Origin of the sequence: Rhodanobacter sp. Root561, assembly GCF_001427365.1 — a bacterium.
Classification (GTDB): domain Bacteria; phylum Pseudomonadota; class Gammaproteobacteria; order Xanthomonadales; family Rhodanobacteraceae; genus Rhodanobacter.
In genome coordinates, this window is the sequence record NZ_LMGH01000012.1 from 88,641 (window position 1) to 111,354 (window position 22,714).

Annotated in this window: 24 protein-coding genes; 9 read left to right on the forward strand and 15 right to left on the reverse strand. The window is 66.3% G+C overall.

Going from position 1 to position 22,714, the window contains the following annotated elements; translation table 11 throughout:
* Window positions 1–119: 119 nt before the first annotated feature.
* The 4 genes from ASD55_RS11370 to ASD55_RS11385 form a co-directional block, all read right to left on the reverse strand.
* On the reverse strand, window positions 120–590 hold the full coding sequence (locus ASD55_RS11370; RefSeq protein WP_056766215.1) for a GNAT family N-acetyltransferase: 471 nt from the start codon (window positions 588–590) through the stop codon (window positions 120–122).
* 3 nt (window positions 591–593) lie between these two features.
* Window positions 594–1,352: an arginine deiminase family protein gene (locus ASD55_RS11375; RefSeq protein WP_235577786.1), complete on the reverse strand. Its 759-nt coding sequence runs from the start codon at window positions 1,350–1,352 to the stop codon at window positions 594–596.
* The gene (locus ASD55_RS18110; protein WP_082542748.1) at window positions 1,349–1,570 is read right to left on the reverse strand and encodes an oxidoreductase-like domain-containing protein; all 222 of its coding nucleotides are present in this window, start codon (window positions 1,568–1,570) and stop codon (window positions 1,349–1,351) included. Before ASD55_RS18110 ends, ASD55_RS11375 begins: the two co-directional genes overlap by 4 nt.
* Window positions 1,571–1,659: 89 nt before the next feature.
* Window positions 1,660–2,472: a class I SAM-dependent methyltransferase gene (locus tag ASD55_RS11385; protein ID WP_056766220.1), complete on the reverse strand. Its 813-nt coding sequence runs from the start codon at window positions 2,470–2,472 to the stop codon at window positions 1,660–1,662.
* A gap of 178 nt (window positions 2,473–2,650) precedes the next feature.
* On the opposite strand from ASD55_RS11385, the gene ASD55_RS11390 reads away from it, so the two are divergent.
* Window positions 2,651–5,413 (forward strand): M14 family zinc carboxypeptidase, encoded by a 2,763-nt coding sequence (locus ASD55_RS11390; protein ID WP_056766480.1) that lies wholly within the window; start codon window positions 2,651–2,653, stop codon window positions 5,411–5,413.
* Window positions 5,414–5,547: 134 nt separating this feature from the next.
* Here the strand turns inward: ASD55_RS11390 and ASD55_RS11395 are convergent, their stop codons facing one another.
* From ASD55_RS11395 to ASD55_RS11415, 5 genes are all read right to left on the reverse strand, one after another.
* Complete coding sequence (locus ASD55_RS11395; RefSeq protein ID WP_235577787.1) at window positions 5,548–7,197, reverse strand: GGDEF domain-containing protein; 1,650 nt, start codon at window positions 7,195–7,197, stop codon at window positions 5,548–5,550.
* 174 nt (window positions 7,198–7,371) lie between these two features.
* Window positions 7,372–7,707, reverse strand: a complete 336-nt coding sequence (locus tag ASD55_RS11400) for a hypothetical protein (RefSeq protein ID WP_056766224.1) — start codon at window positions 7,705–7,707, stop codon at window positions 7,372–7,374.
* Window positions 7,708–7,916: 209 nt separating this feature from the next.
* Window positions 7,917–8,726: an SAM-dependent methyltransferase gene (locus ASD55_RS11405; protein ID WP_056766226.1), complete on the reverse strand. Its 810-nt coding sequence runs from the start codon at window positions 8,724–8,726 to the stop codon at window positions 7,917–7,919.
* 238 nt (window positions 8,727–8,964) lie between these two features.
* The gene (gene thpR / locus ASD55_RS11410) at window positions 8,965–9,561 is read right to left on the reverse strand and encodes an RNA 2',3'-cyclic phosphodiesterase (protein WP_056766228.1); all 597 of its coding nucleotides are present in this window, start codon (window positions 9,559–9,561) and stop codon (window positions 8,965–8,967) included.
* An 18-nt stretch (window positions 9,562–9,579) separates the two neighbouring features.
* Window positions 9,580–10,437 (reverse strand): DUF3014 domain-containing protein, encoded by an 858-nt coding sequence (locus ASD55_RS11415; RefSeq protein ID WP_056766230.1) that lies wholly within the window; start codon window positions 10,435–10,437, stop codon window positions 9,580–9,582.
* A 282-nt stretch (window positions 10,438–10,719) separates the two neighbouring features.
* On the opposite strand from ASD55_RS11415, the gene ASD55_RS11420 reads away from it, so the two are divergent.
* Complete coding sequence (locus ASD55_RS11420; protein WP_056766232.1) at window positions 10,720–11,217, forward strand: hypothetical protein; 498 nt, start codon at window positions 10,720–10,722, stop codon at window positions 11,215–11,217.
* Window positions 11,218–11,221: 4 nt separating this feature from the next.
* Here the strand turns inward: ASD55_RS11420 and ASD55_RS11425 are convergent, their stop codons facing one another.
* Window positions 11,222–11,983, reverse strand: a complete 762-nt coding sequence (locus tag ASD55_RS11425) for an ABC transporter permease (RefSeq protein ID WP_056766234.1) — start codon at window positions 11,981–11,983, stop codon at window positions 11,222–11,224.
* Complete coding sequence (locus tag ASD55_RS11430) at window positions 11,980–12,906, reverse strand: ABC transporter ATP-binding protein (RefSeq protein ID WP_056766482.1); 927 nt, start codon at window positions 12,904–12,906, stop codon at window positions 11,980–11,982. The genes ASD55_RS11425 and ASD55_RS11430 overlap by 4 nt, the downstream gene beginning before the upstream one ends.
* 151 nt (window positions 12,907–13,057) lie before the next feature.
* On the opposite strand from ASD55_RS11430, the gene ASD55_RS11435 reads away from it, so the two are divergent.
* Complete coding sequence (locus ASD55_RS11435) at window positions 13,058–14,278, forward strand: FAD-dependent oxidoreductase (RefSeq protein WP_056766236.1); 1,221 nt, start codon at window positions 13,058–13,060, stop codon at window positions 14,276–14,278.
* A 107-nt stretch (window positions 14,279–14,385) separates the two neighbouring features.
* Window positions 14,386–14,919 (forward strand): lipocalin family protein, encoded by a 534-nt coding sequence (locus ASD55_RS11440; RefSeq protein WP_056766238.1) that lies wholly within the window; start codon window positions 14,386–14,388, stop codon window positions 14,917–14,919.
* Window positions 14,920–14,931: 12 nt separating this feature from the next.
* Here the strand turns inward: ASD55_RS11440 and ASD55_RS11445 are convergent, their stop codons facing one another.
* Window positions 14,932–15,408, reverse strand: a complete 477-nt coding sequence (locus tag ASD55_RS11445) for a nuclear transport factor 2 family protein (protein WP_235577788.1) — start codon at window positions 15,406–15,408, stop codon at window positions 14,932–14,934.
* A gap of 171 nt (window positions 15,409–15,579) precedes the next feature.
* Here ASD55_RS11445 and ASD55_RS11450 point away from each other — a divergent pair, with 171 nt between their 5' ends.
* Window positions 15,580–16,047 carry a MarR family transcriptional regulator gene (locus tag ASD55_RS11450; RefSeq protein ID WP_056718210.1) on the forward strand — a complete coding sequence of 156 codons (468 nt, stop codon included), beginning with the start codon at window positions 15,580–15,582 and terminating at the stop codon, window positions 16,045–16,047.
* Window positions 16,048–16,128: 81 nt separating this feature from the next.
* Window positions 16,129–16,554, forward strand: coding sequence for an organic hydroperoxide resistance protein (locus ASD55_RS11455; protein WP_056766243.1), 426 nt, complete (start codon window positions 16,129–16,131; stop codon window positions 16,552–16,554).
* A gap of 46 nt (window positions 16,555–16,600) precedes the next feature.
* On the opposite strand, the gene ASD55_RS11460 is transcribed toward ASD55_RS11455, so the two are convergent.
* Entirely contained in the window at window positions 16,601–17,056 is a 456-nt protein-coding gene (locus tag ASD55_RS11460) for a PepSY domain-containing protein (protein WP_235577789.1), read from the reverse strand.
* A 256-nt stretch (window positions 17,057–17,312) separates the two neighbouring features.
* Between ASD55_RS11460 and ASD55_RS11465 the strand changes: the two genes are divergently transcribed.
* Together ASD55_RS11465 and ASD55_RS11470 are read left to right on the forward strand one after the other, a co-directional pair.
* Entirely contained in the window at window positions 17,313–18,527 is a 1,215-nt protein-coding gene (locus tag ASD55_RS11465; protein WP_056766249.1) for an HD-GYP domain-containing protein, read from the forward strand.
* Between the two features lie 78 nt (window positions 18,528–18,605).
* Window positions 18,606–19,850 (forward strand): GGDEF domain-containing phosphodiesterase, encoded by a 1,245-nt coding sequence (locus tag ASD55_RS11470; protein ID WP_056766251.1) that lies wholly within the window; start codon window positions 18,606–18,608, stop codon window positions 19,848–19,850.
* 15 nt (window positions 19,851–19,865) lie between these two features.
* Here the strand turns inward: ASD55_RS11470 and ASD55_RS11475 are convergent, their stop codons facing one another.
* The gene (locus tag ASD55_RS11475; protein ID WP_056766253.1) at window positions 19,866–20,210 is read right to left on the reverse strand and encodes a zinc ribbon domain-containing protein YjdM; all 345 of its coding nucleotides are present in this window, start codon (window positions 20,208–20,210) and stop codon (window positions 19,866–19,868) included.
* Between the two features lie 115 nt (window positions 20,211–20,325).
* On the opposite strand from ASD55_RS11475, the gene ASD55_RS11480 reads away from it, so the two are divergent.
* The gene (locus ASD55_RS11480; RefSeq protein ID WP_157598954.1) at window positions 20,326–20,694 is read left to right on the forward strand and encodes a VOC family protein; all 369 of its coding nucleotides are present in this window, start codon (window positions 20,326–20,328) and stop codon (window positions 20,692–20,694) included.
* 43 nt (window positions 20,695–20,737) lie between these two features.
* On the opposite strand, the gene ASD55_RS11485 is transcribed toward ASD55_RS11480, so the two are convergent.
* The gene (locus ASD55_RS11485; RefSeq protein ID WP_082542749.1) at window positions 20,738–22,219 is read right to left on the reverse strand and encodes a carbohydrate-binding protein; all 1,482 of its coding nucleotides are present in this window, start codon (window positions 22,217–22,219) and stop codon (window positions 20,738–20,740) included.
* Window positions 22,220–22,714 lie beyond the last annotated feature (495 nt).

Consider the following 22,714-nt stretch of genomic DNA (forward strand, 5'->3'; position numbering starts at 1 on the left):
GGATTCCCCCGGCGCGTTTTATATGCGACCGGCGCTTGCCGCGGTATGACCAAAATTCGTAGTTGCGGTGACGCTCAACGCAAGAACTCGCGGATCGCCGCGGGTCAGCGGTGCCGGCTTCACGGCCGATCCAGATGCATCGGCTGGGTCACCAGGCCGTTGTCGCTGATCTTCAGCGGCCCGCTGCAGACGAAACCCAGATGCCGGTAGACCGGCACCGCCATCGCCGAGGAATTCAGCGTGAAGTGGCGCGTGCCGGCACGGCGGAACGCATCGTCCATCGCGCGTTGCCACAGTCGGCGGGCGATGCCGTGGCCGTGCAGGCGCGTGCTCACGAAGAACTGGAACAGATGCGATTCGTCGCGCATCGCCGCCACGCCCACCAGGCGCTCGCCATCCTGCCAGGCCAGCTGGAAGCGTTGGCCAGCCAGGATCTTGCGCCGGATCACCCGGGCGCCCATGCCGTAAAGCAGCGAAGCGGCTGCGCTGGCCGGTTGCTCCGGCAGGATCCAGCGCCGGGTCACCCGCCGCGCCAGCACGCCGATCGCGAGGGCGTCCTGCGGGCGGGCCAGGCGATAACGGATGAGCACGGTTCAGTCCGTGGCGCGAAAGATCAGGCTGCAGCAGGTCACCGCGCCTTCGGCTTTCTGCAGCTCGGAGACGTCGACGGCAGTCACGGCGAAACCCGCGTCCAGCAGGCGTTGCCGCGTGCGCGGAAAGCTGGCCGGCATCAGCAAGGCATCGCCGATGCGCACCACGTTCGCCGCATGCGGCTCGGCCGGATCGACTTCGATCACCCGGAAATCGGCGAAGCGTGCGCGGTCCACCCAGGCCGGCTGCAACAGCACGGTGTGGTCGTCGAGCTGGGTCACCGCCGATTTCAGATGCAGGCAGCCGTGCGTGGGCACGCCTTCGACGGCGTAGCCATGTCCGGCCAGCAGTTCGCGCAACTGCCCGATGCCTGCGGCATTGCTGCGTGCCGACTCGCCGACATGCAGCGTGCGGCCCAGTCGCAGCACGTCGCCGCCGTCGATGGTGCCCGGCGCCTCGATCGCCAGCAGCGGTCGCCACTCGCCCAGCGCCGCGGCGATGCTGGCCACCTCGCCGCGTCTGGACGCGGCGCCGGGACGGGTCAACACGGCCACCTCGTCCAGCACGATCGCGGTGTCCTCGACGAACACCGAGTCGGGCAAATCGGCTTCGGCCGGCAGCGCGATCACCCGGCAACCCAGCGTTTCCAGCGCGTGCTGGTAGGCGTGATGCTGCGCGCTGGCCTGCGCCACATCGATCGCGGCGCGTTCGACGAACGACAGCTCGCAATCGCCGAGTGCCGGGCTGACCTCACGCGTCATGGCGATCCACATGGTTCGATTCCCCTTGCTTGTCCCGGATGGCGCGCATGCCATGCGGCCAGCGCGCGCTCGTAACGCTCCAGCGCCTCGTCGTACACGTCGTACACGCAGCGCACGCAACCCTCGCCGCAGCAATCGGCGGCATCGGGCTCGGGCGGACGCACCGGTGGCGGATCGTGCGGATCGGCCACCGGTGCGACAGGTTCATCGGAATTCACGGCGCTCCTGCGGGCATCGGCGAATAGGCGTGTCGCCCTGATGGTGCCGCCAGACACCGCCGCAACTCAAGCAGGTCGCGTTGCGCCAATCACTTCGCGGGTTTGCGGAAGCGGAAGATGAACTGGTCGGTGTGGCCGCGTATCGCCTTGTCGAACACCTTGATGTCGTGCGGATCGGCGGGGTTGTGCAGCGCCTTGCTTTCGCCGTCGAAGACGAAGCCGGCGGCCTCCACTTCCTGCTTCACCGAGGCCGGGTCGATCCGGTGCAAGGTGTTCGTATCGGCGAGTCCCGAACCGGCCGGAGCGACGTGGTCGATGATCACGAACAGGCCGCCGGGCTTGAGCGCATCGAACACCTGACGATTGAAGGCCGCGATGTCCATCGGTCCCATGAACGGATCATGGAAGTCGTGGTAGTTCTGCGCGGTGAACACCAGGTCCACCGGCGCCGGCGCCTGCAACTTCGCCGCCGGCTGCTGCAGGATGCCCACGTTGGCGTAGTGCGGCGTGGCCGTCAGCTTCTGCCAGTTGGCCAGGCTTTCGGTGTCGAACTTGCCCATCTCGTTCGGCCACACCGTGTAGACGTGACCCTGCGGCCCGACCACGGCGCTGAACACGCGGGTCCAGTAGCCGCTGCCGGGGACCAGTTCCAGCACGCTCTGGCCCGGCTTGACCTGGGCGAACAGCATCACCTGTTCGATCTTGCGGCGGTTGTCGTCGCCCTTGTCGGCGGCGCGGGCGGGGTCGTTCAAAGCCTTCTTCACAGCAGCCTTCTCCACAGCGGCCTTGTCGATACCGGTCTTCTCGGCCTTTTGCGAGGCCGCGTTCGGGTTCGGCGCGTGGGCCGAAACGGCAACGGGAATTGCGAGGCAAAACAGGGTTGCAAGCACGGTCGGTCGCATGACGCTACTCCATGGCAAGAGGTCTGCCGATTGTGCACCCGATTCGCGCCACGAACCCGTGCCGACCGGCACGGTGCATGCGAGCCGAATCCCTACCTGACTGATGGCCTATCCGCAGTCCGGCGCGCTCTGGCAAAGTGGGGAAATCGGCCGGCCTCGGCCACGGGGGAAGCTGATCATGCATACAACCATCCGGTTCTCATGCGGCGTGCTGTTCTCGCTCGGCGTGTTCGCCGCCCACGCCGCCAGCACGGTCGTGGCCAACGACTACGCCCGCGCGCCGGATCAGCCGGTCGACCAGGCCTATACCGACCAGATCCTGAAATTCACCACCGACCCGTCGTTCAACACGCCGCTGACCAGTTACCTGCCCGCTTCCGCCAGCGTCCCCACGCCGGAGAAGGTGCTGGGCCATGTCGCCGGCGCGCCGAACTACCTGCCGTACAGCGCCGACGTCCATCGCTACTTCCGGGCGCTGGCCGCCGCCAGTCCGCGGGTCAAGGTGTTCACCATCGGCAAGAGCGAGGAAGGCCGCGAGATGATCGCGGTGGCGATCGCCGACGAGAGTCTGCTGGCCGGGCTGGACGCGAACCGGGCGCGGCTGGCCCAGCTGGCCGACCCGCGCACGATAGCCATGGACGATGCGAAGGCCGACCAGCTGGTCGCCCAGTCCACCCCGGTCTACTACATCACCGGCGCCATCCACTCCACCGAGACCGGCTCGCCCACCGCGCTGATGGAACTGGCTTACCGCCTGGCGGTGGACGAGGCGCCATACATCCGCCACATCCGCTCGCACGTGATCACCCTGATCACGCCGGTGGTCGAGGTGGATGGCCGCGACCGCATGGTCGACCTGTACAACTGGCACCTGGCCCACCCCGGCCAGAACTATCCGCGACTGATGTACTGGGGCCACTACGTGGCGCACGACAACAACCGCGATGCGATGGGCATGTCGCTGGCGCTCACCCGCAACGTGGCCGACACCTTCGTGGGCTGGCATGCCCAGGTGCTGCACGACCTGCATGAATCCGTGCCGTTCCTGTACGACAACACGGTGGGCGACGGCCCGTACAACGCGTGGATCGACCCGATCCTCACCGGCGAATGGCAGCAGCTCGGCTGGGACAATGTGCAGCAGATGACCCGGCTGGGCATGCCCGGCGTGTTCACCCACGGCGACTTCGACACCTGGAGCCCGGGCTACCTGATGTTCATCGCGGCCATGCACAACGGCATCAGCCGGCTCTACGAAACCTTCGGCAACGGCGGCGCCGACACCGTGCAGCGCATCCTCGAACCGTCCGAGTACGAGCGCACCTGGTACCGGCCCAACCCGCCGCTGCCCACCGTGCTGTGGTCGCAGCGCAACAACAACAATTACCAGCAGACCGGCCTGCTCACCGCGCTGAACTATTTCGCCGGCAATGGCCAGCAGTTTCTGAAGAACTTCTACCTGAAGGCCAAACGCTCGATCGAGAAGCCGCAGCAGGCCGGGCCCGCCGCCTACGTGTTCAGCGCCAGCGATCCGCGCGCCGGCTCGCGCGCCCAGTTGCTGCGCGTGCTGCAGCGCCAGCATGTGGAGATCAGCCGCACCAGCGCGCCGGTCACCGTGAGCCTGCCCGCCCCGGCCGACCAGCAGAAGAAGCCGGCCACGCAGACGTTCCCCGCCGGCAGCTACGTGGTGCGCATGGACCAGCCCTACTCGCGCATCGCCGACACCTTGCTGGATCGCCAGTACTGGTCGCCGAAAGACCCCCAGCAGCATCCCTACGACGACACCGGCTGGTCGATGGGCGACCTGTTCGACGTGCAGGTGGCGCGAATCACCGATCCGGCGATCCTGCAGGCGCCGATGAGCCAGGTCGGCCAGCCGGTCAACGTACCGACGGGCCTGGCCGCGATCGATCTGCCCAACGGAAAGCTGCCCCGCATCGCGCTGATGCACACCTGGCTGGGCACCCAGACCGAAGGTTGGTGGCGCATCGCGCTGGACAACCTGCAGGTGCCGTACGACTACATCAGCACCCAGGATGTGGCGAGGATCGGCGACCTGCACGCGAAGTACGACGTGATCCTGTTCGCCCCGATTGGCGACGCCAGCGCGCGGGAAATCGTCGACGGCATGCCGATGTGGGGCAACCCGCTGCCGTGGAAAACCACGGCGCTGACGCCGAACCTGGGTCGCATCGATGCCACCGACGACATGCGGCCCGGCCTGAGCAGCAGCGGGCTGGCCAGGCTCCAGCAGTTCGTGCGCGACGGCGGGCTGCTGGTCACCGCCGAGGACACTGCGAAGTTCGCCATCGACACCGGCATGGCGCCGGGCGTTTCGATCGTTCCCACCAGTCGGCTGAAGGTCGTCGGCAGCGTGCTGCAGGCGAAGTTCGTCGACCGGCGCAGTCCGATCGCCGCCAGCTACACGCGCGACGAACTGGCCTTGTACAGCGCGGCCGGGCAGTCGTTCAGCGTATCCAGCCTGCTCACCGGCGACCACGGCCTGCCCAACGCGAAGAACTTCCAGCGCCCGACCGGACGGGGTGGCCCGCACGACACCGACACGCCGGAAGGCCGCGCCGCGACCGCCGCGCCGGCGCTGCCCGACGTCAAGCCATGGCAGCCGATGCCGCTGAACGCCGAGCAGATGCGCAACAACCCGTGGGTCATCCCGCTGGACCAGCGACCGCAGGTGATCCTACGCTACGCCGCGGCGAAAGACCTGCTGATCGCCGGCCTGCTCGATGGTGGCGACGAGATCGCCGAACGCGCCGCCGTGGTCGACGCCCGCTACGGCAAGGGCCATGTGCTGCTGTTCGCCAGCAACCCGATCTGGCGCGGCGAAACTATCGGCAGCTACCCGCTGGTGTTCAACGCCATCCTCCATTTCAACCGGCTGGATGCGCCGACGGCGAAAGCGCAAGACACGGCGTCACCATAAGCGACCCCGACCAACCCCAGGCGTAGGGCGGGCACTGCCCGCCGCTTCTGCACAATGTGACGGAAAGCCGGCGGACGGTGTCCGCCCTACGAGGCGTGCCGAAGCGCATCGCGCACCGGGTGCGCCAGATCGGCTTACGCGTTCTCGACCGCCACGCCGGCGACACGCTCGCGTGGCTGCGCGTCATCGCAGACGCGGACCCGGTTGCGGCCTTCGCGCTTGGCGCGGTACAGGCCGTCGTCCGCATCGATCAGCAGCTTCCTGAGGTCGTAACCCGAACGCTCGATGGTGGCCACGCCGAAGCTGGCCGACACCGCCACCGCCAGCGAATCGTCGCTGCCGGCTGCGTCGGCGATCGCCGCGCGGATCTGTTCGGCGCGGCCCAGGGCCTGTTCCAGCGTGCATTCGGGCAACACGATGCCGAACTCCTCGCCACCGAGCCGGCCGAAGATGTCGGTGGAGCGCAGGTGTTTCTGGCAGGCTGCCACGGCGCGTTTCAGCACGCGATCGCCCACCGCATGCCCGTGCGTGTCGTTGACCACCTTGAAATGGTCAAGGTCGATCAACACCAGGCAGGCCTGCCGCGACGACTTGCGGCAATACTGCAACTGCAGTTCGGCCGAACTGACGAAATGCTGCCGGTTGAAGATCCCGGTAAGCCCGTCGCGCCGCGCCAGCTTCATGAAGCGCAGTTGCGAGCGTTTGATGCGGTAGGTCCAGAACGCGATGAAGCCGAGCACGGTCAGCAGCAGGATGATGTACAGCCGGTTGGTTTCCGACGCGCTGCGATCAAGCGACTGCTGCAACTGGAGGATCCGGTTCTGCTTGTTCAGCGTGTCGATCTGCAGCTTCTTCGCTGCCACCTGCTGCTGCACGGTCTGGAACGCGAGCGCCTTCGCGCTGAGCTCGTCCAGATAGCCCTTGTCGGCAGTCATGTACCTTTCGTGATACGCCAGCGCCGAGGCGACGTCACCCTGCTGCTTGGCCCCCAGATACAGGATCCGGTAGGCCGTGCCGATGGATTCGGCGTAATGGTTGTGCGTACCGTGCGTGACCGCCGCCAGCGCCGACTCCCGCGCCAGCTGCAGTTGCCCGGTTTCGTAGTAAGCGGCAGCCAGCAAGGCGTTGAACTGGGCCAGCTGGGGCGCGTAGCCGTCGCGTTCCGCCGCCGGGTAGTTCTTCCGCAGCAGGGCGATCGCCTGCTCCGGATGCCCGCGACTGACATCCAGCTTGGCCGCGAAATAGCGAATGCCATTGGCGTAGAGGCTGTTGCCCTCCTTGATGCAGACCTCGATGCCCTGCGCCATCAGCGATTCGATGCCCTCCCACTGGCCACTGCCGAACAGAGCCGCGATGCGGGCATGGTCGTCCACGCAGGTATAGCCGTCGATTGCCAGACCCTGCCTGAATATCTCGTTGGCGTAATAGGACGCCAATTCATACTGGCCAGCGTCCGCGTACAGGGAGGATGCCACTACAAAGCCCTTTTCCCGCATGCGCGGAGTGATACCCACGCCATCCTGCAGGGAAACGATCAATCGGCTCAGCTGGCGGAAGGCCTCTTCGAAGCGGGACTGCTCCGACAGGGAATTCACTTGCAGTATCGCGGCCTGCAACGACAGGTTCGGATCTTGCGAGTGGCTCAGGATGCCGTCAATGAGCGCATCCGATTTCTGGTAATCGCCACCGAGAACAGCCTGCCAAGCCTGCAGATAGCGCAGATGCTGCCTCCGTTCCGGAGACAACTGATCCGCCATCGAATCCAGACGACGCAGCAAGCTCACGCATTGCTTCGTGAGCGCGGTGGGACAAGCCTGTGTCTCAGCCTGCTGCAACAGGACTTCGCTTTCGTTTGTCGTCGCGGGTTCTGTCGCGCAAGCCATGCCGGCAAACAGGGCAAGGCTGCCAATCAAGCTGATCAGCAGCCATCGACACCGGGTGCCGGAATTGGGCATCGACTAGGCCCGACGAATCTCGCGTTCGCTGGCACTCGCGTGTTCAGCAAGGTCCTTGATTTCCTGCTCTTCCTCGGCGTCATCCGGCGGCGGCGGCGGTACGGCCGGCCGCACCGGAGTTGACTCGGTACCTGGCGGTCCGGGCGGTGCCACCAACATGCACATGGGCTTCGTTCCGAGCAGAGTTTCCAGCTTTGCAGCATTCCCCTCCATCACCACCGACTGCATCTCGGGTGCAAGATCGCTTGCGGACAGGACCTCCGCCAGCTCGTCCGCTGACGCCTGCGACAGCTGGGCATCGCCCCCCATCCTTTCCATGAAATCGATAATGTCTGACAAGATTCCCCCTTTGAACCTGATCGTGGTGCAACTGCAAACGTTCAGACCGGCTGATGAACGACGTCGACGGCGACGCGCCACACCCATTCACTCAATCGATCCACCGAAAACGATAGTCTGCCCCCCGGCAGTAGTGCGTCTGATACCCCCGTGGACGCGCTGGGCAGCATAGCGCCACCGTCGGGCTACCGCCAGCGCATCGCCTGCGCTCACGATACCGGAGAAAGCGCCTTGTCCAGCGCATCGAAGCGCGCCAGGATTTCATGATCCGGCTGCAACGGACGTGCCGGCGGGATCACCACCGTATCCGCCATCTCGACCGTTGCCTGGGCAAGCGTGCCCAGCAGCCGCCGCTCGATGCGTGGTGACTGGATCGGCAAGGTCGCCGCGCGGTAGATGATCACCTCGTGGGTCAGCGGGTAATCACGCGCCAGCACGTCCACCAATACCTGGCGATAGGCGGCGTTGGTCGAGAAGCGCGCCATCGACTGGTCGCCCACCACGCCGACCTGCCACAGGATCAGGTAGGCGGTGGGGTCGATGCGGCGCTGGTAGAACAGCAGCTGGCTGGCTTCGTAGTGCTGGCAGCCATACGCACCCGGGTCGATGCCCAGATCGGCGTACAGGCAGTCCTCGGCCGACACGCCCGGCTCCATGTGCGCGCGATAGCCTTCGTCGCGGGCCAGTTCGATCGCCTTGTGCGGCACCCAGGCGAACACGCCGGGATGGCCGTAGAACACCCCGCAGACCCGCTTGCCCGCGCGAACCTCGACCAGCATGGCTTCGACCATCTGCCAGTAGGTGTTCATGCGCGAACTGCCTTCCTGGTAGAACGGCTGCAGGCTGCGCACGTCGGCATGCATGCGCTGCAGCCACAGTTCCACGATGCCGTCGGAGAGCGCGGCAAACACCACGTCGGCCTGTTCGATATGGCTGCGCGCCAGCGGCCCCAGGTGCGAACCCAGGGTCATGCCCAGACCGACGCAGACCAGGCTTCCGGTCGAAGGCGTTGCTTGCATCTTGTTGCTCGCTTGAGATGGATCAGTCCGTTGTACCCGAATCCCGCGTCGACGGAAACGCCTCCCCCGGCGACCTGATCAGGCCCGGCGGCAATGGCAGCCCTGTGGTCGAGAACCCGCCGCGATCGCCGCGCGTGAAGCTGGCCTGCTCACGCCCGCAACAGCGACGAGAAACGGCCGCCCATCCGGATACCGCACCCGCTGCGACGACGCCACTACAGCGATATCACCGGGCGCGCTAACGCAGCGACCAGTCCGCCAGCACCTGATAGTCCTGCTGCCCCACGACGCTGTGGATCAGCCCTACCCGGGTGACCGGCCAGGCCACCGACTCGATCAGTGCCGTTTCCGGCAGCATGCCCTGACCATAGGCGAGTGTGACGTGCGGCGTGAAGCTGCGCTCGACGTGCCGCCCCTGCCCGGCCAGGACCAGCGCATGGCGCAAGTCCTGCCACAACTGCTGCAGCGGCTCGGGCATGCGGATGCTGCGCAGGACGCAGGGCGGCTGGCGGCCGCGGAAACTGCTGGCGTGATCGAGCACCCAATCGAACGCGGGCACGCCGCCGAGCCGGCCTGCCGCCGCCATGGCGGCATCGACCTGGTCCTGGCGCAGCATCGGGTGGTCGCCCAGGAAATGCAGCGTGGCGTGGTAGCGCGCCGGATTCACCCAGCGTGCGCGCAGGCCGGGATGGTCGGCCTTGAGGGATGCCGCGATCTGCGCCAGGCGTGCGCGGGTCGCGGCATCCGGCAGCAGCGCCAGGAACAGCCGGTGCACTTCGGCAGGATGCGCGGCTGCAGCACCAAGCAGGTCGAGCTGCGGATGATCAGCGGGCACGGGAGCGACCGGGCAAGGTCATGGGTGCTTTCCGTCGACCGCCGCCGGCGTGGCCGGCAAATGCTGTCCGATCAGCCCGGCGCGGATCGCACGCAGTTTCGCCTTGATCCTCGCCTCGTTGGCGGAGCCGACGCGCAGCAGCAGCTTCTGTCCGGTCGAGAGCGACTCCAGTGCAGGGTCGGCATGGACGTAGAACGTCTTCGAGCGCACCACCGCGGGCGGTTGGGCCGGTTCCGGCGCCGCCAGCAGGTCGTCGATCACCACGATCAGGCGATCGTTGAAATAGCCCTTCGGATAGCCCAGCTGCCGGTAGGCTTGCTGGAACAGCGGATAGGCATGCACGTACCAGGCCACCAGCGCCTGCGGGTCGGTCGCGTCCACGACTTGCATGTAGGGCGCGTAGCGAGCGCTGTTGCCGGCGCCGATCACCGTCCCGCCGTCGACCTCGTCGACCGCAAACGCGCCTTTGGGCACATGCGCCGGCAGCGTGAACGTACCCAACCCGTCGTGCCGGGGCAGCGCGTCGATGGTGGTCACGATGCGGGTGATCAGTTGCTGGCTCACCAGCAGCGACGACAGGTCGCTGCCGCCGGCCAGTGCGGCCAGTGCCGAAGCCACGCCGGCATCGCTGTCATCCAGTGCGGGCAGCGCGGCGGTCGAGGCGGTTGCGAGCCCGGCCTGCGCCTGTTCGATCGGATGCTGGATCGGCGTGCTGGCCGGAGCAGTTCGGGCCGACGCCGAAGCGGCTGGCGTGGTCGGTTCCGGCGCGCCCGGGTGCATGGCCTTGCGCGCCAAATAGATGCCTCCCGCCACGATGGCCAGGACCACGACCACCGCTCCGATCCAGCTGCCTGTCGATGCTTGTTGCTTGCCCACGATCTCTCCCGTTGTGCCGTATATCCCGGTTGGACTTGCATGCGCCCCATTCGTTCATCGCGCTCGCCCGAACCTGCGAGAGCACACCGTACAGGCCTGCGGATGGGGCGACCGTGCTCCCGTTCCCCTTCGGCGCATGAAAGACGCACCGACGCAGCCCATCGTTTCTGATAACAAGGGGGTCACGCAACGATGACGTTGCGACGACAAAGATAGGCGCGGCAAACCCGCCTTGCCCGTGCCGTCCGCAGGGGCGCCATGCCGGAAGTGGAGGGACACTCCATGAAAACCCGACGCGTATTCAGCACGCCCGACCTGCCGGCAGCGCGTGCCGCGATGGCCGCGGCGCGACAAGCCGGCGTGGACGACCACGATATTTCGCTGGTCGCCCGCGAAGACATCGAGCTGGAAAAGATCCCCGATCACCTGATGCAGGGGCGCAACGACTTCTACCCCGCCGCCGTGCGTGGCGGCGTCTGCGGCGGCGGGACCGGCCTGCTGCTCGGACTCGTCGCGGTCGCCGTGCCGCCGCTGGGCGTGACGCTCGCCGGCGCCGCGGCGATGACGATTGCCGGCGCCGCGTTCGGCACCTGCATCGGCGAGATGGTCGGTTTCGAGGTGCCCGATGCAATCAGCCGCAAGTTCAAGGACGAGATCGCGGCCGGGCGCATCCTGGTGGTGATCGACGCCAGCAAGGAGCAACTGGGCGCCGCCGAACCGGCCGTGGCCCGTACCGGCGCCACGCTGCTGCCGTTCCATGCGCATACCGCGCTGAGCTGAACTGTCAGGCCTTCAGCCGATAGCCACTGCGGAAGATCCACCACACCGCGGCCAGACAGATCGCGAGAAACACCAGGGTCATGCTCACGCTGACACCCACGCTCACGTCGGACACCCCGTAGAAGCTCCAGCGGAAACCACTGATCAGGTAGACCACCGGATTGAACAGGGTGACCTTCTGCCAGAACGGCGGCAGCATGTGGATCGAGTAGAAGCTGCCGCCGAGGAAGGTCAGCGGCGTCACGATCAGCAGCGGCACCAGTTGCAGCTTCTCGAAATTGTCCGCCCAGATGCCGATGATGAAGCCGAACAGGCTGAAGGTGAGCGCGGTGAGCAGCAAGAACGCCAGCATCCACAGCGGATGTTCGATCTGGAACGGCACGAACAGCCGCGCGGTGACCAGGATGATCAGCCCGAGGATGATCGACTTGCTCGCTGCCGCGCCCACGTAGCCGGCCACGATCTCGAACGCGGACACCGGCGCCGACAGGATCTCGTAGATCGTGCCCACGAACTTCGGGAAGTAGATGCCGAACGAGGCGTTCGAGATGCTCTGCGTCAGCAGCGACAGCATGATCAGTCCCGGCACGATGAAGGCGCCGTAGCTGACCCCGTCGATCCCGTTCATGTGCGAGCCGATCGCCGCGCCGAACACCACGAAGTACAGCGAGGTGGAGATCACCGGCGAGACGATGCTCTGCAGCAGCGTGCGCCAGGTACGCGCCATTTCGAACAGGTAGATCGCACGGATGGCGTAGACGTTCATGCGCGCTCCCTCACCAGGTTCACGAAAATGTCCTCCAGCGAGCTCTGGCTGGTCTTGAGGTCCTTGAAGTCGATGCCCGCCTCGCCGAGCCGTCGCAGCAGCACGTCGATGCCGGTGTGCTCGCCTTGCGCGTCGAAGGTGTAGACCAGCTGGCTGCCGTCGGCCGACAGCTCCAGCGCATAGCCGGACAGCGAGGCCGGCACGCTGTCCAGCGGGCTCTGCAACTGCAGGGTCAGCTGCCTGCGGCCGAGCTTGTTCATCAGCTCGGCCTTGTCCTCGACCAGGATCAGTTCGCCCTTGTTGATCACCCCGATGCGGTCGGCCATCTCCTCGGCCTCATCGATGTAGTGCGTGGTCAGGATGATGGTGACGCCGGTGTCGCGCAGCGCGCGCACCATCGCCCACATGTCGCGGCGCAGCTCCACGTCGACGCCGGCGGTGGGTTCGTCCAGGAACAGGATCTGCGGCTCGTGCGACAGCGCCTTGGCGATCATCACGCGGCGCTTCATGCCGCCGGACAGGGTCATCAGCCGGCTGTCCTTCTTGTTCCACAGCGAGAGTTCCTTCAGCACCTTCTCGATGTACGCCGGGTTCGCGCTCCTGCCGAACAGGCCGCGGCTGAAGCTGACCGTGTTCCACACCGTCTCGAACGCGTCGGTGGTCAGCTCCTGCGGCACCAGGCCGATCTTCGAGCGCGCCGCGCGGTAATCGCGCACCACGTCGTGGCCATCGGCCAGCACCGTGCCCTCGCCGGGATTGACGATGCCGCAGATGATGCTGATCAGGGTGGTCTTGCCGGCACCGTTGGGTCCGAGCAGGGCGAAGATCTCACCCTGGCGGATTTCCAGGTTGATGTCGTTCAGTGCCTTGAAACCGGAGGCGTAGGTCTTGCTGAGTTGCTTTACGGCAATGATCGGCGGCACGCACATGTCCTGGCAACGATCGGGGAACGCGCATGGTATGCCGGTGGCAATGGCCAAGGCCAGCCCGCCAGTCCGGTAGTCCCGCTCACGACGCGAAGACATCGGACACCTAACGCTGCGCCATCGAATCGGCACGCCAGGGTCAACCGGCATGGATCTCAAAAGCGGCTATCCGTTCTGGGCGATCAGCAACGGCCTGATGCATGCGTTCCCGCCGTTGCAGCAGGACACGCGCTGCGACGTGGTGGTGATCGGCGGCGGCATCACCGGCGCCCTGATCGCCCATGAACTGGTCGCGGCGGGACACGACGTTGTCGTGGTGGAACAGCGCGACATCGGCTGGGGCAGTTCCGCGGCAAGCACGGCGCTGTTGCAGTACGAGATCGACACGCCAATGAGCGAGCTGGCGCGGCGTTACGGCGAGGCCGATGCGGTACTTGCCTACACCGCCTGCGCCGAGGCGATCCCGCGCCTGGGCACGCTGGCCCGTGAGGTGCGCGACGTCGGCTTCGCGAAAATGCGCAGCCTCTACTACGCCAGCCGCCGCCGCGATGTCTCGGCGATGCAGGACGAACTCGCGCTGCGTCGCAAGCACGGCCTGGCCGTGGAATGGTTGTCGGCGGACGCGCTCCGTGGCGACTACGGCATCGAGGCGCCAGGCGCGATCCTCAGCCGGCTGGCCGCCCGCATGGACCCGTACCGGATGGCCAACCGGCTGTTCGCCCGGCTCGAACGCCGCGGCACGGCCGTGTTCGATCGCAGCACGATCCATTCCATCGAGGCGGGCAACCTGGGCGTCACCCTGCGCAGCAGCGACGGCATCCGCCTGCGCGCAAAACACGTGGTGGTCGCCGCCGGCTACGCCAGCCAGCAATGGTTGAAGACACCGGTGGCACGAAACCGCAGCAGCTACGCCTTCGTCACCGATCCGCTCGATCCGGATGCGTTGCATGGCCTGGCCGACACCATGGCCTGGGAAACCGCCCGCCCCTACCTGTATCTGCGCAGCACCGCCGACCACCGTCTGCTAGTCGGCGGCGAAGATGACGCCATCGACGTGCCGGCCCTGCGCGATGCACGGGTCGACCGCAAGGCGCGCAAACTGGTGGGCAAGGTGGCCAGGGCCATTCCCGGCCTCCGGCTGACCCCTACCTTCGCCTGGGGCGGCACCTTCGCCGAGACTGATGACGGCCTGCCGTTCTTCGGGCCGCACGCGCAATACGGGCCGCGCGTGCATTTCGCGATGGCCTATGGCGGCAATGGCATCACTTACAGCATGCTGGGCGCGGAGCTGATCCGCGCGCTGATCGAACGGCGCAGGCACCGGTTGGCATCGCTTTTCTCGTTCGCCCGGCTGGAGCGCAAGCCATGACGTACTCGCCAGCCGATGACGCGCCCCTGGCCATTCCTGCTCGATGCCCGCATCCAGTGGCACTTCCGACACGTAGCATGCTCTGTCCCTCCTTGCCGGCATCCGCCATGCCCTTCCTGCTTCTGTTTTTCGCATCGCTGGCCTTCGCCGCACCCGTCGCGGCGGCCACCTTGCCGAACGAGCCGGTGCGCTCGCTCGACCTCAACCACTACGCCGGCCAATGGCACGAGATCGCCCGGTTGCCGATGTATTTCGAGCGCAAGTGCCTGGACGGCGTGACCGCCAGGTACACGCCGAACGCCGACGGCACCGTACGCGTGGACAACACCTGTCGCACCCGCAAGGGCCGGATGTCGGTCACCGGCGTGGCCCGGATCAAGGACGGCCAGCCCGGTGCGCTGGAGGTGCGCTTCGCCCCGGGCTGGCTGAGCTGGCTGCCGGTGACCTGGGCCGACTACTGGGTGATCGAGGTGGACCCGGACTACCAATGGGCGGTGATCGGCAGTCCCGGCCGGAAACATCTGTGGATCCTCGCCCGCAAGGCGTCGATGGACCATGCGCTGTTCCGGACGCTGAAGGAACACTCGCGCCAGCGCGGCTACGACGTCGATCAGCTGATGATCACCGCGCCGCTGGAGTGACCTGAAACGCCCTCACTGCGGGTGCACGGCGCCCAGCGGGCTCGGCGCGCAACCTACCTTCTGCACCGTGTAGCTGATGCCGGCGATGCGCCATCCATCGGCGGTCCGCGCCAGGCTGAAACTGTCGATGCCGCAATGGGACAGCTTGCCGTCCAGATGGAAGTCGTACGGCGCCCAGACCTGGGCGAGATTCCCCTGCACGGTGACCTGTGCATCCCATATGCGCTCGAGGAAGGCTTCCTTGCGCTTGGCCAGCGTGTCGAGATAACCGGTATCGGCCTCGATCCGCAGCTTGCCGTCGGGCAGCAGCACCACGAAGTTGGCGCCTGGCAGGATCAGCCGACGCGAAGCTTCCACGTCATGCCGAGTCATGGCCACAAACAGCGCATCGACCGCGCCCAGGGCCTCGCGCTGGGCCGCGCTGTACGTTTCCCCGGCGTGGACACCGGCTCCACCCAGCGCCACGGAGGCGGCAACCGTGAGTGTCACGAACCTGCTGATCCGGAAGTCCATGCGTAGTCCCCTGGGCTGCTGCGTGGATGCCGGAACCTCTGGCGGCACCGGCGGGTCCACAACTCTACTCCAGCCGCGCGATACGGCTGCGATCTCGCGAACAAGATCGCTTGCAAACGAATAGCGCGCTATGTAATATGCGCAGCCATGAAAGCCGCCCGCACCACCACGAAGCCTGCCGCCAACGCCGTACCCCGGCTGGATGCGCAATTGTGCTTTGCGCTCTATTCGGCCGGGCTGGCCATGAACAAGGTGTATCGCAAGCTGCTCAAGGCCCTCGACATCACCTATCCGCAGTACCTGGTGATGATGGTGCTATGGGAGGACGAAAGCCTCAGCGTGTCGGAAATCGGTGAACGCCTGTTCCTCGACTCCGCCACCCTGACCCCGCTGCTCAAGCGGCTGGAGTCCGCAGGCCTGGTGACGCGGCTGCGCTCGCGCGATGACGAACGCCACGTGGTGATCTCGCTGACCGCCCGGGGCAAGGCGCTGCAGGGCAAGGCCGGCAAGGTGCAGGAATCGATCTTCTGCGCCACCCGCTGCGCACCGGAGCAGCTGATCCACCTCAAGCAGGAATTGCAGGACCTGCGCCGCAAGCTGTCCACCGAGGACTGATCGCCAATCGTTTTTCCATCATTCAAATAGCGCGCTATTTGATAGCACACAACTTCATCACCCACAACCAAGGAATCCGCCATGTCCATCGAAAAAGTCCTGTATCGCTCCAAGGCCACCGCCACCGGCGGTCGCGACGGCCGCGCCACCTCCTCCGACAACGTGCTCGACGTCAAGCTGACCACCCCGAAGGAACTGGGTGGCGCCGGCGGTGACGGCACCAATCCGGAACAGTTGTTCGCCGCCGGCTACTCGGCCTGCTTCCTGGGCGCGATGAAGTTCGTGGCTGGCCAGCAGAAGCTGCAGTTGCCAGCCGACACCCAAGTCACCGGCCAGGTCGGCATCGGCCCGATTCCCACCGGCTTCGGCATCGAGGTCGAGCTGACCATCACGATCCCCGGCATGCCGCGCGCCGAGGCCGAGGCATTGGTGCAGAAGGCGCACATCGTCTGCCCCTACTCGAACGCCACGCGCAACAACATCGACGTGACGCTGACCATCGCCTGAGTCACCGGCCGCGGCAGGCCGTAGTCCAGCCTGCCGCGCCGACGGGTCAGAACAGCAGCAGCAACAGCGGCACCACGACTCCGGCGCCGAGCACCGCACCGAACATCGCGGGGCGGCGGGTGAAGCGCCACGCCATGTACAGCCCGCTCGACACCGACACCAGCAGGCCCAGGGCGACCAGCGCAAAGAACACCTTCATCGGCCACAGATTCTTCTTCGCTGGCCGCGCCGCCTCGTCGCGCACACGCGGTTGCGCGGCCGGCGTCGGTTGCGCCGTGTTGCCGGCCGCCGTGGCCGGCGGACGCCGCCGCTGCGGCATTTCCAGGGTCTGCTTCTTGTGCAGTTGCGCCGCACTGGCCAGCCAGGCCGGTGGCGCGTAACTGCTGCCGCGCGAGCCTTCGTGCAGGCCGAACACCTGCAGCCCGCCCGTGATGGCAAGAAACAGCAGCATCGGGGCGGTGAACACGCCCAGGTGCAGATGGATCGATCGGAAGGTACGCAAGAATCGGTGAGTGGGCGACATACGGGCACGAGGGTCCTGGGCAAGGTGTTGCACTGTAGTGGCGACACTCGGCCAGGCCAATGGTCGACGCGCGCATGATCACTCCGCATCAACGCATCCTGCGCGACATGCTTCATTGGCATCCGCACACAATCCCCTGCTAGGCTGCCGGGTGTTGCAGGAGGCGGAAAGTCTGCCGCCGGGCCATTCGGCCAGACCATCGGCTCGCCCCATTCCAGCCAGCCCGGGACCATGCGTGGCCTTTGAGATCGAAGAACAGCGCATGGACGTCCACGCCCTCCGGCTTGGCATGTACGTGTGCCGGCTCGACCGACCGTGGGACGCGACCTCTTTTCCCCTGCAGGGAGTGGGGTTGGCCAGTCCCGAGGATCTCGCTGCCGTCCGCGCGGTTTGCGAGTACGTATACATCGACCTTCGCCGCCAGGTGCCGATAACGGCGCGACCGGCACTGACCCGCACCAGCCTCTCTGGGACCCGCTTCAAGGACACCGTCCAGTACGCCGACAGGATTCCGGTCGAGGAGGAAGCGCCGCGGGCGCACGCCGCGCTGGACAACGCCGGCGAGATGGTCGACCGGATCTACGAAGACATCGCCAGCGGCCGCGAGCTCTCGGTGGAGCGCGTGGAGCAGGCAGTGCGACCGCTGGTGGCCAGCGTGCTGCGCAGCGCCGATGCATTTTTCCTGGTCGAGGGCTTGCGCCGGCACGACAACTATTCCTACAGCCATTCGATCGGTTGCAGCGCGCTTGCCGCCGCGTTCGGGCGGCACATGGGCTTCGCCGAGGAAACCATTCTCAGCCTGGCCGCCGGCGGCCTGCTGATGGACGTGGGCAAGACCCGCGTTCCCGAAAACCTGTTGCGCTATCCCGGCTCGCTCTCGCCCGCCGAAGTGGACGTGGTGCGCTCGCACGTCGAGGCCGGGCTGGCGATCGTCTCCGAGTCGGACATCACCGACCAGGACGTGCTCGACATCCTGCGCAGCCATCACGAGCGCCATGATGGCAGCGGCTATCCCGACGGCCTGGCCGGCAACATGATCCCGATCACCGGACGCATGCTCGGCATCATCGACACCTACGACGCGATGATCAGTCCGCGCCCCTATCGTCCGGCCATTTCCCGTCACCACGCGCTGCGGCAGATCTACGCCACCCGCAACACGTTGTTCCAGGCCGAGATGATCGAGCGCTTCCAGGTCTGCCTCGGCGTCTACCCGACCGGGTCGCTGGTGGAGCTGAGCACCGGCGAGGTCGCCGTGGTGATGGCGCAGAACCAGGTGCGCCGGCTGCGCCCCAAGGTCGTCGTGCTGACCCGGTCGAACAAGCAGCCGCTGGAGGATTTCCATCAGGTCGACCTGATGCAGCAGGGCCATGACGCTGCGGTGGACATCGTGCGCAGCCTGGTCGCCGGCGACTATGGCATCGACGCCGCCGGCCTGTTCCTGAAATGACGCAGCTGCGATGATTCGCCCGTGCCACGGGTTCGCGCTCCACCCGCCCTCAAGTCTCCAGGCCGCGTTGCCATCGACATGCTGAATCGGGATTCCCTGTTTGCCGCGATCGAGGAACAAATCGGCGCCTGCGCCGAAACGGGCGGGCGTTTCGCCGTGCTCATGCTGCGTGCCCGCGGCTTGCGCCAGATCGCGTTGCGCTTCGGTTACGCGCAGGGCGAGCACGCCGGCGAGATCGCCCATGAACTGATCGTGCGGTCGCTGCGCCCCGCCGACCGGGTCTTCCGCGCCGGCGACGACAGCTACGCCGTGCTGTTGCCCGACATGCTGAGCCGCAACCACGTGCTGCTGGCCAGCGCGCGACTCAGCCAGGCCTTCGAGCAGCCGCTGCACGGTGTGGAATCGCCCTGGCAGTTGCGCGCGGTGATGGGCATCGCGCTCTACCCCGAACACGGGCAGGACGCGGACCTGCTGTGCCGCCGCGCCGCGATGGCGCTGGACGAAGCGCAGCGCCGGCGCGAGTCCTGCCAGATCTACCAGCCGCACGACACCCAGGTGGAGATTTTCTACGAGGAACTGCGCGACGCCATCGAGGCGAACCGGCTGCAGGTGTATTTCCAGCCGGTATGCGAGCTGCAGGCACGGCGCCTGGTGGCCGTCGAATCGCTGGCACGCTGGACCAGCCCCCGCCACGGCGCGGTGTCGCCGGCCAGCTTCGTGCCGTTTTCCGAACAGAGCGACCTGATTTCGATGCTGACCCGCTGGAGCATCAACGCCACCCTGCGCCACGCCGCGCCGCTGTGCGCGAAGGGCGGACTGGACTTTGCCATCAACCTCTCGCCGCAGGCCTTTTCGCGGCCCGGCATGGTCGAGCAGTTCCGGGGCGCACTCGACATCTGGGGCGTGGCGCCCACCTCGGTGATCGCGGAAGTCACCGAGACCGCGCTGGCCGCGGACCTGGAGTCCAGCGTGCAGGTGCTGCGCCGGCTGCGTGACATGGGCGTGCGCATCGCCATCGACGATTTCGGCACCGGCTACGCCTCGATCTCCTACCTGCGCCGCTTCCCCGCCACCGAACTGAAGATCGACCAGTCACTGATCGGCTCCACGCAGGACGATCCGCATACGACTCGACTGGTCAGCGCGATCATCAACATGGCCCACGACCTCGACCTCGCCACGATTGCCGAAGGCATCGAGAACCAGGCCACCGAGGACCTGCTGGCCGGCATGGGCTGCGATTTTGGCCAGGGCTACCATCTCGGCATGCCGGAAGCAGCAGCCGATTTCGTGCAGCGCTTCCAGGCCTTGCCCCCGGACTGACAACGGGCAGCGGCCTCAGGCCTTCTTCAGGAAGCACACCTTCAGCACCAGTCCCTTGATCTTGTCCGAGCTGCCTTCGATGTGCTCGTCGTCGCCATCGACCAGGCGAATGTTGCGGATCACCGTGCCCTGCTTCAGCGGGATCGATGAACCCTTCACCTTGAGGTCCTTGATCACCGTCACGGTGTCGCCACTGTTGAGCACGTTGCCGTTGACGTCGCGCACCACCAGCGCATCGCCACCCTCGCCGTTACCCGACGCAATCGGCCACTCGTGGCCACAATCGGCGCAGATGTAGTTGTCGCCGTCGGGATAGGTGTTCTCCATCGCGCAGGACGGACAGGCGGGAATATCGGACACGGAACGCCCCTGAATCAGGTAAACGGGCCGCGATTATAAGGGCATCGTGCGGACCTTCACGCTGCCGACATGGACGAGGCGCTAAATCTTGCGCCAATACCCGCGGAGAAACATCATGACTGCCCGCCAGGTTCTCGCCACTGTTGCCGTGAGCGATTTTGCTGCATCCAGCGCCTGGTATGCCCGCCTGTTCGGACGGGACCCTGACGACACACCCAACGCGTTCTGTGCCGAGTGGCAGATCGCCAGGCGCACGCGCATCCAGCTGCTGTCGAGGAACGAGCTGACCGAAGAGCCCTGCTGCCACGCCGGTGCAACGTCGGTCGGCATCATGGTCGAGGATCTGGACGAAATCCTGCATGACCTGCAGGATCGCAACATCGACGTCCCTGCCCCGCAACTGGCCACGCACTTCGTGCGTTTCGCGCCGGTGTGCGATCCGGACGGCAACATGGTCACCTTCGTCGAATCGGCGACGTCCTGAAAGCTGGCGGACCGGCATCCGGCCGGTCCGCCAGCTCCTGTTGCTACTTGCCCAGGTCCTGCAGGAACCGCTTGCTGTACTGCAGCGGCGTGGTGCCGTTCACCGAATTGCAGATCGGCGATGCCGTGCCGCCACCGCCCGCGCACGGCGTGTCGCGATCCAGCGACCAGAAGTGCACGCCGGCCATGCCCTGGTTCACCGCGTAATTGACCACGGTGTCCACGTCGGAAATCCGGAACACTTCGCTGCTGACGTCATTCACGCCGATCATCGGGGTCAGCTCGATGCGACTGGCGGGAATGCCGTAGGTGTGCTGCAGGTTCAGCGCCGCCTGGATCGCCGACTGGCCCATGTCGCACTGCCCGTTCGACACCACGCACACGCCGGGGCTCGCCGAACCGAAGTCCATCACCATCAGGTTGATCGTGTAGTTCGGCAGGTTGGCTGCCTTCACCGCGCGCACCACCATGTCGCCGACGCCGTTCAGCCCGCCGTAGCTGCCGTCCGATGCAGCCAGTGTGGCCAGCGTGAACGAGAAGCGCAGGTTCGGATACAAGGTGTGCGCGTACGCGGCGTTGGCGATCAGGTTGTTGATCTGCGCCTGTGACTGGGCGCCTTCGATATCGAAGTCCAAGCCAACCATGTACGGCGAGGCGTAGCGCGAAAGGAACTGCGCCATGCCCGCCGCCGAACCGCAGGTGAAGCTGCCCGCCTGGCCGCCGGTGGAAACCACATAGCTGATGCCCGCGTCGACCAGCGGCTGGATGTTGGCGCTGGCGAAGCTCGCCGCCGGGATGCCGCCCCAGCTTTCGCTGCCGCATTCGCCGGAAGCGAACGCGAGGGTGACCGCACCCAGATTCGGCAACGCGGTGGACACCAGGCTGCCGCTGCCCACCAGCGGAATCGCCGTGCCGGTGACCGCGGTGCGCATCACGTTGGTATTCCAGTTGAGGTTGATGGTGACGTCCTTGTACGGACTGAACAGAAAGCCCTCGGCAGGCGGGTTCGGCGTGCCCGGATCGCCAGGGTCCCCCGGATCACCGGGATCGCCCGGGTCCGTGGTGCCATCGCAATTGCCCTGGGCAGTCCACGGCTGGCCGGTACCCGTCGGTCCGCTGTGCGTGGCCGGGTCATCGCCCTGGGTCCACCAGTTGGCCTTGTAGTTCACCCCGTTCTCGCTGGCCAGGCTGCCGCCGCCATAGGCGGTCGCCGCATTCCATGCCGCGTCGCAACCACCCGACGCAGGCGGGTCGGTGGGCGGCGGATCGGTCGGCGGATTGCTGCCGCCGCAACTGCCCTGCGATGTCCATGGCTGGCCCGAACCATTCGGTCCATTGCTGGTCGCCGGGTCGTTGCCCTGGGTCCACCAGTTGGCCAGGTAGTTGTTGCCGTTCTCGCTGACCACGCTGCCGCCGCCATAGGCGGTCGCCGCATTCCACGCCGCGGCACAGGCGGGCGCGGATTGCGCGTGTGTCGCCTGCAGCGGCACTGCCGCCAGCAGGGCCACCGAAAAGCACGTGCCCATGGCACTGCCCAATGCACTCAAAGCCAAGCCGGACCACACAGCCGATCGTTTCGCAAACATGAGATGTCTCCTGTCGGGACTACATCGCTACGGGTGGGTTGTCAGGACAGGCCTGGCGACGCTCCGGTCAGCCAGGGGTGGGGAACCCGGTGTCCTGCTGCCTCCTTGCTCGCTACCGCTTCTTATGGACGTGCTGTCCCGTCATAGACTCGAATGACAACGTTGTCTATCAGACTTTTTCCAAACTGTGACGGGGAACCGCCCGCCATGATCCGCGCTTGGCTCCAGACGCCATCAAGCCGCGGGATTGCCTCACGTTGCGAGGAGGTGATGAAACCTCATGTGGATTGACAACGTTGTCCACCAAGCGCCGAGGAATCATGAAACGCCCTCGCCGGCGTCGGGACGCCGCAGCGGCAGCGGCCTCCGGCGCGATCGCACGTCGGCACCACCTCACCGATCGCTGCAAGGCCGAGTCCGGGTGCTGCGCCATGA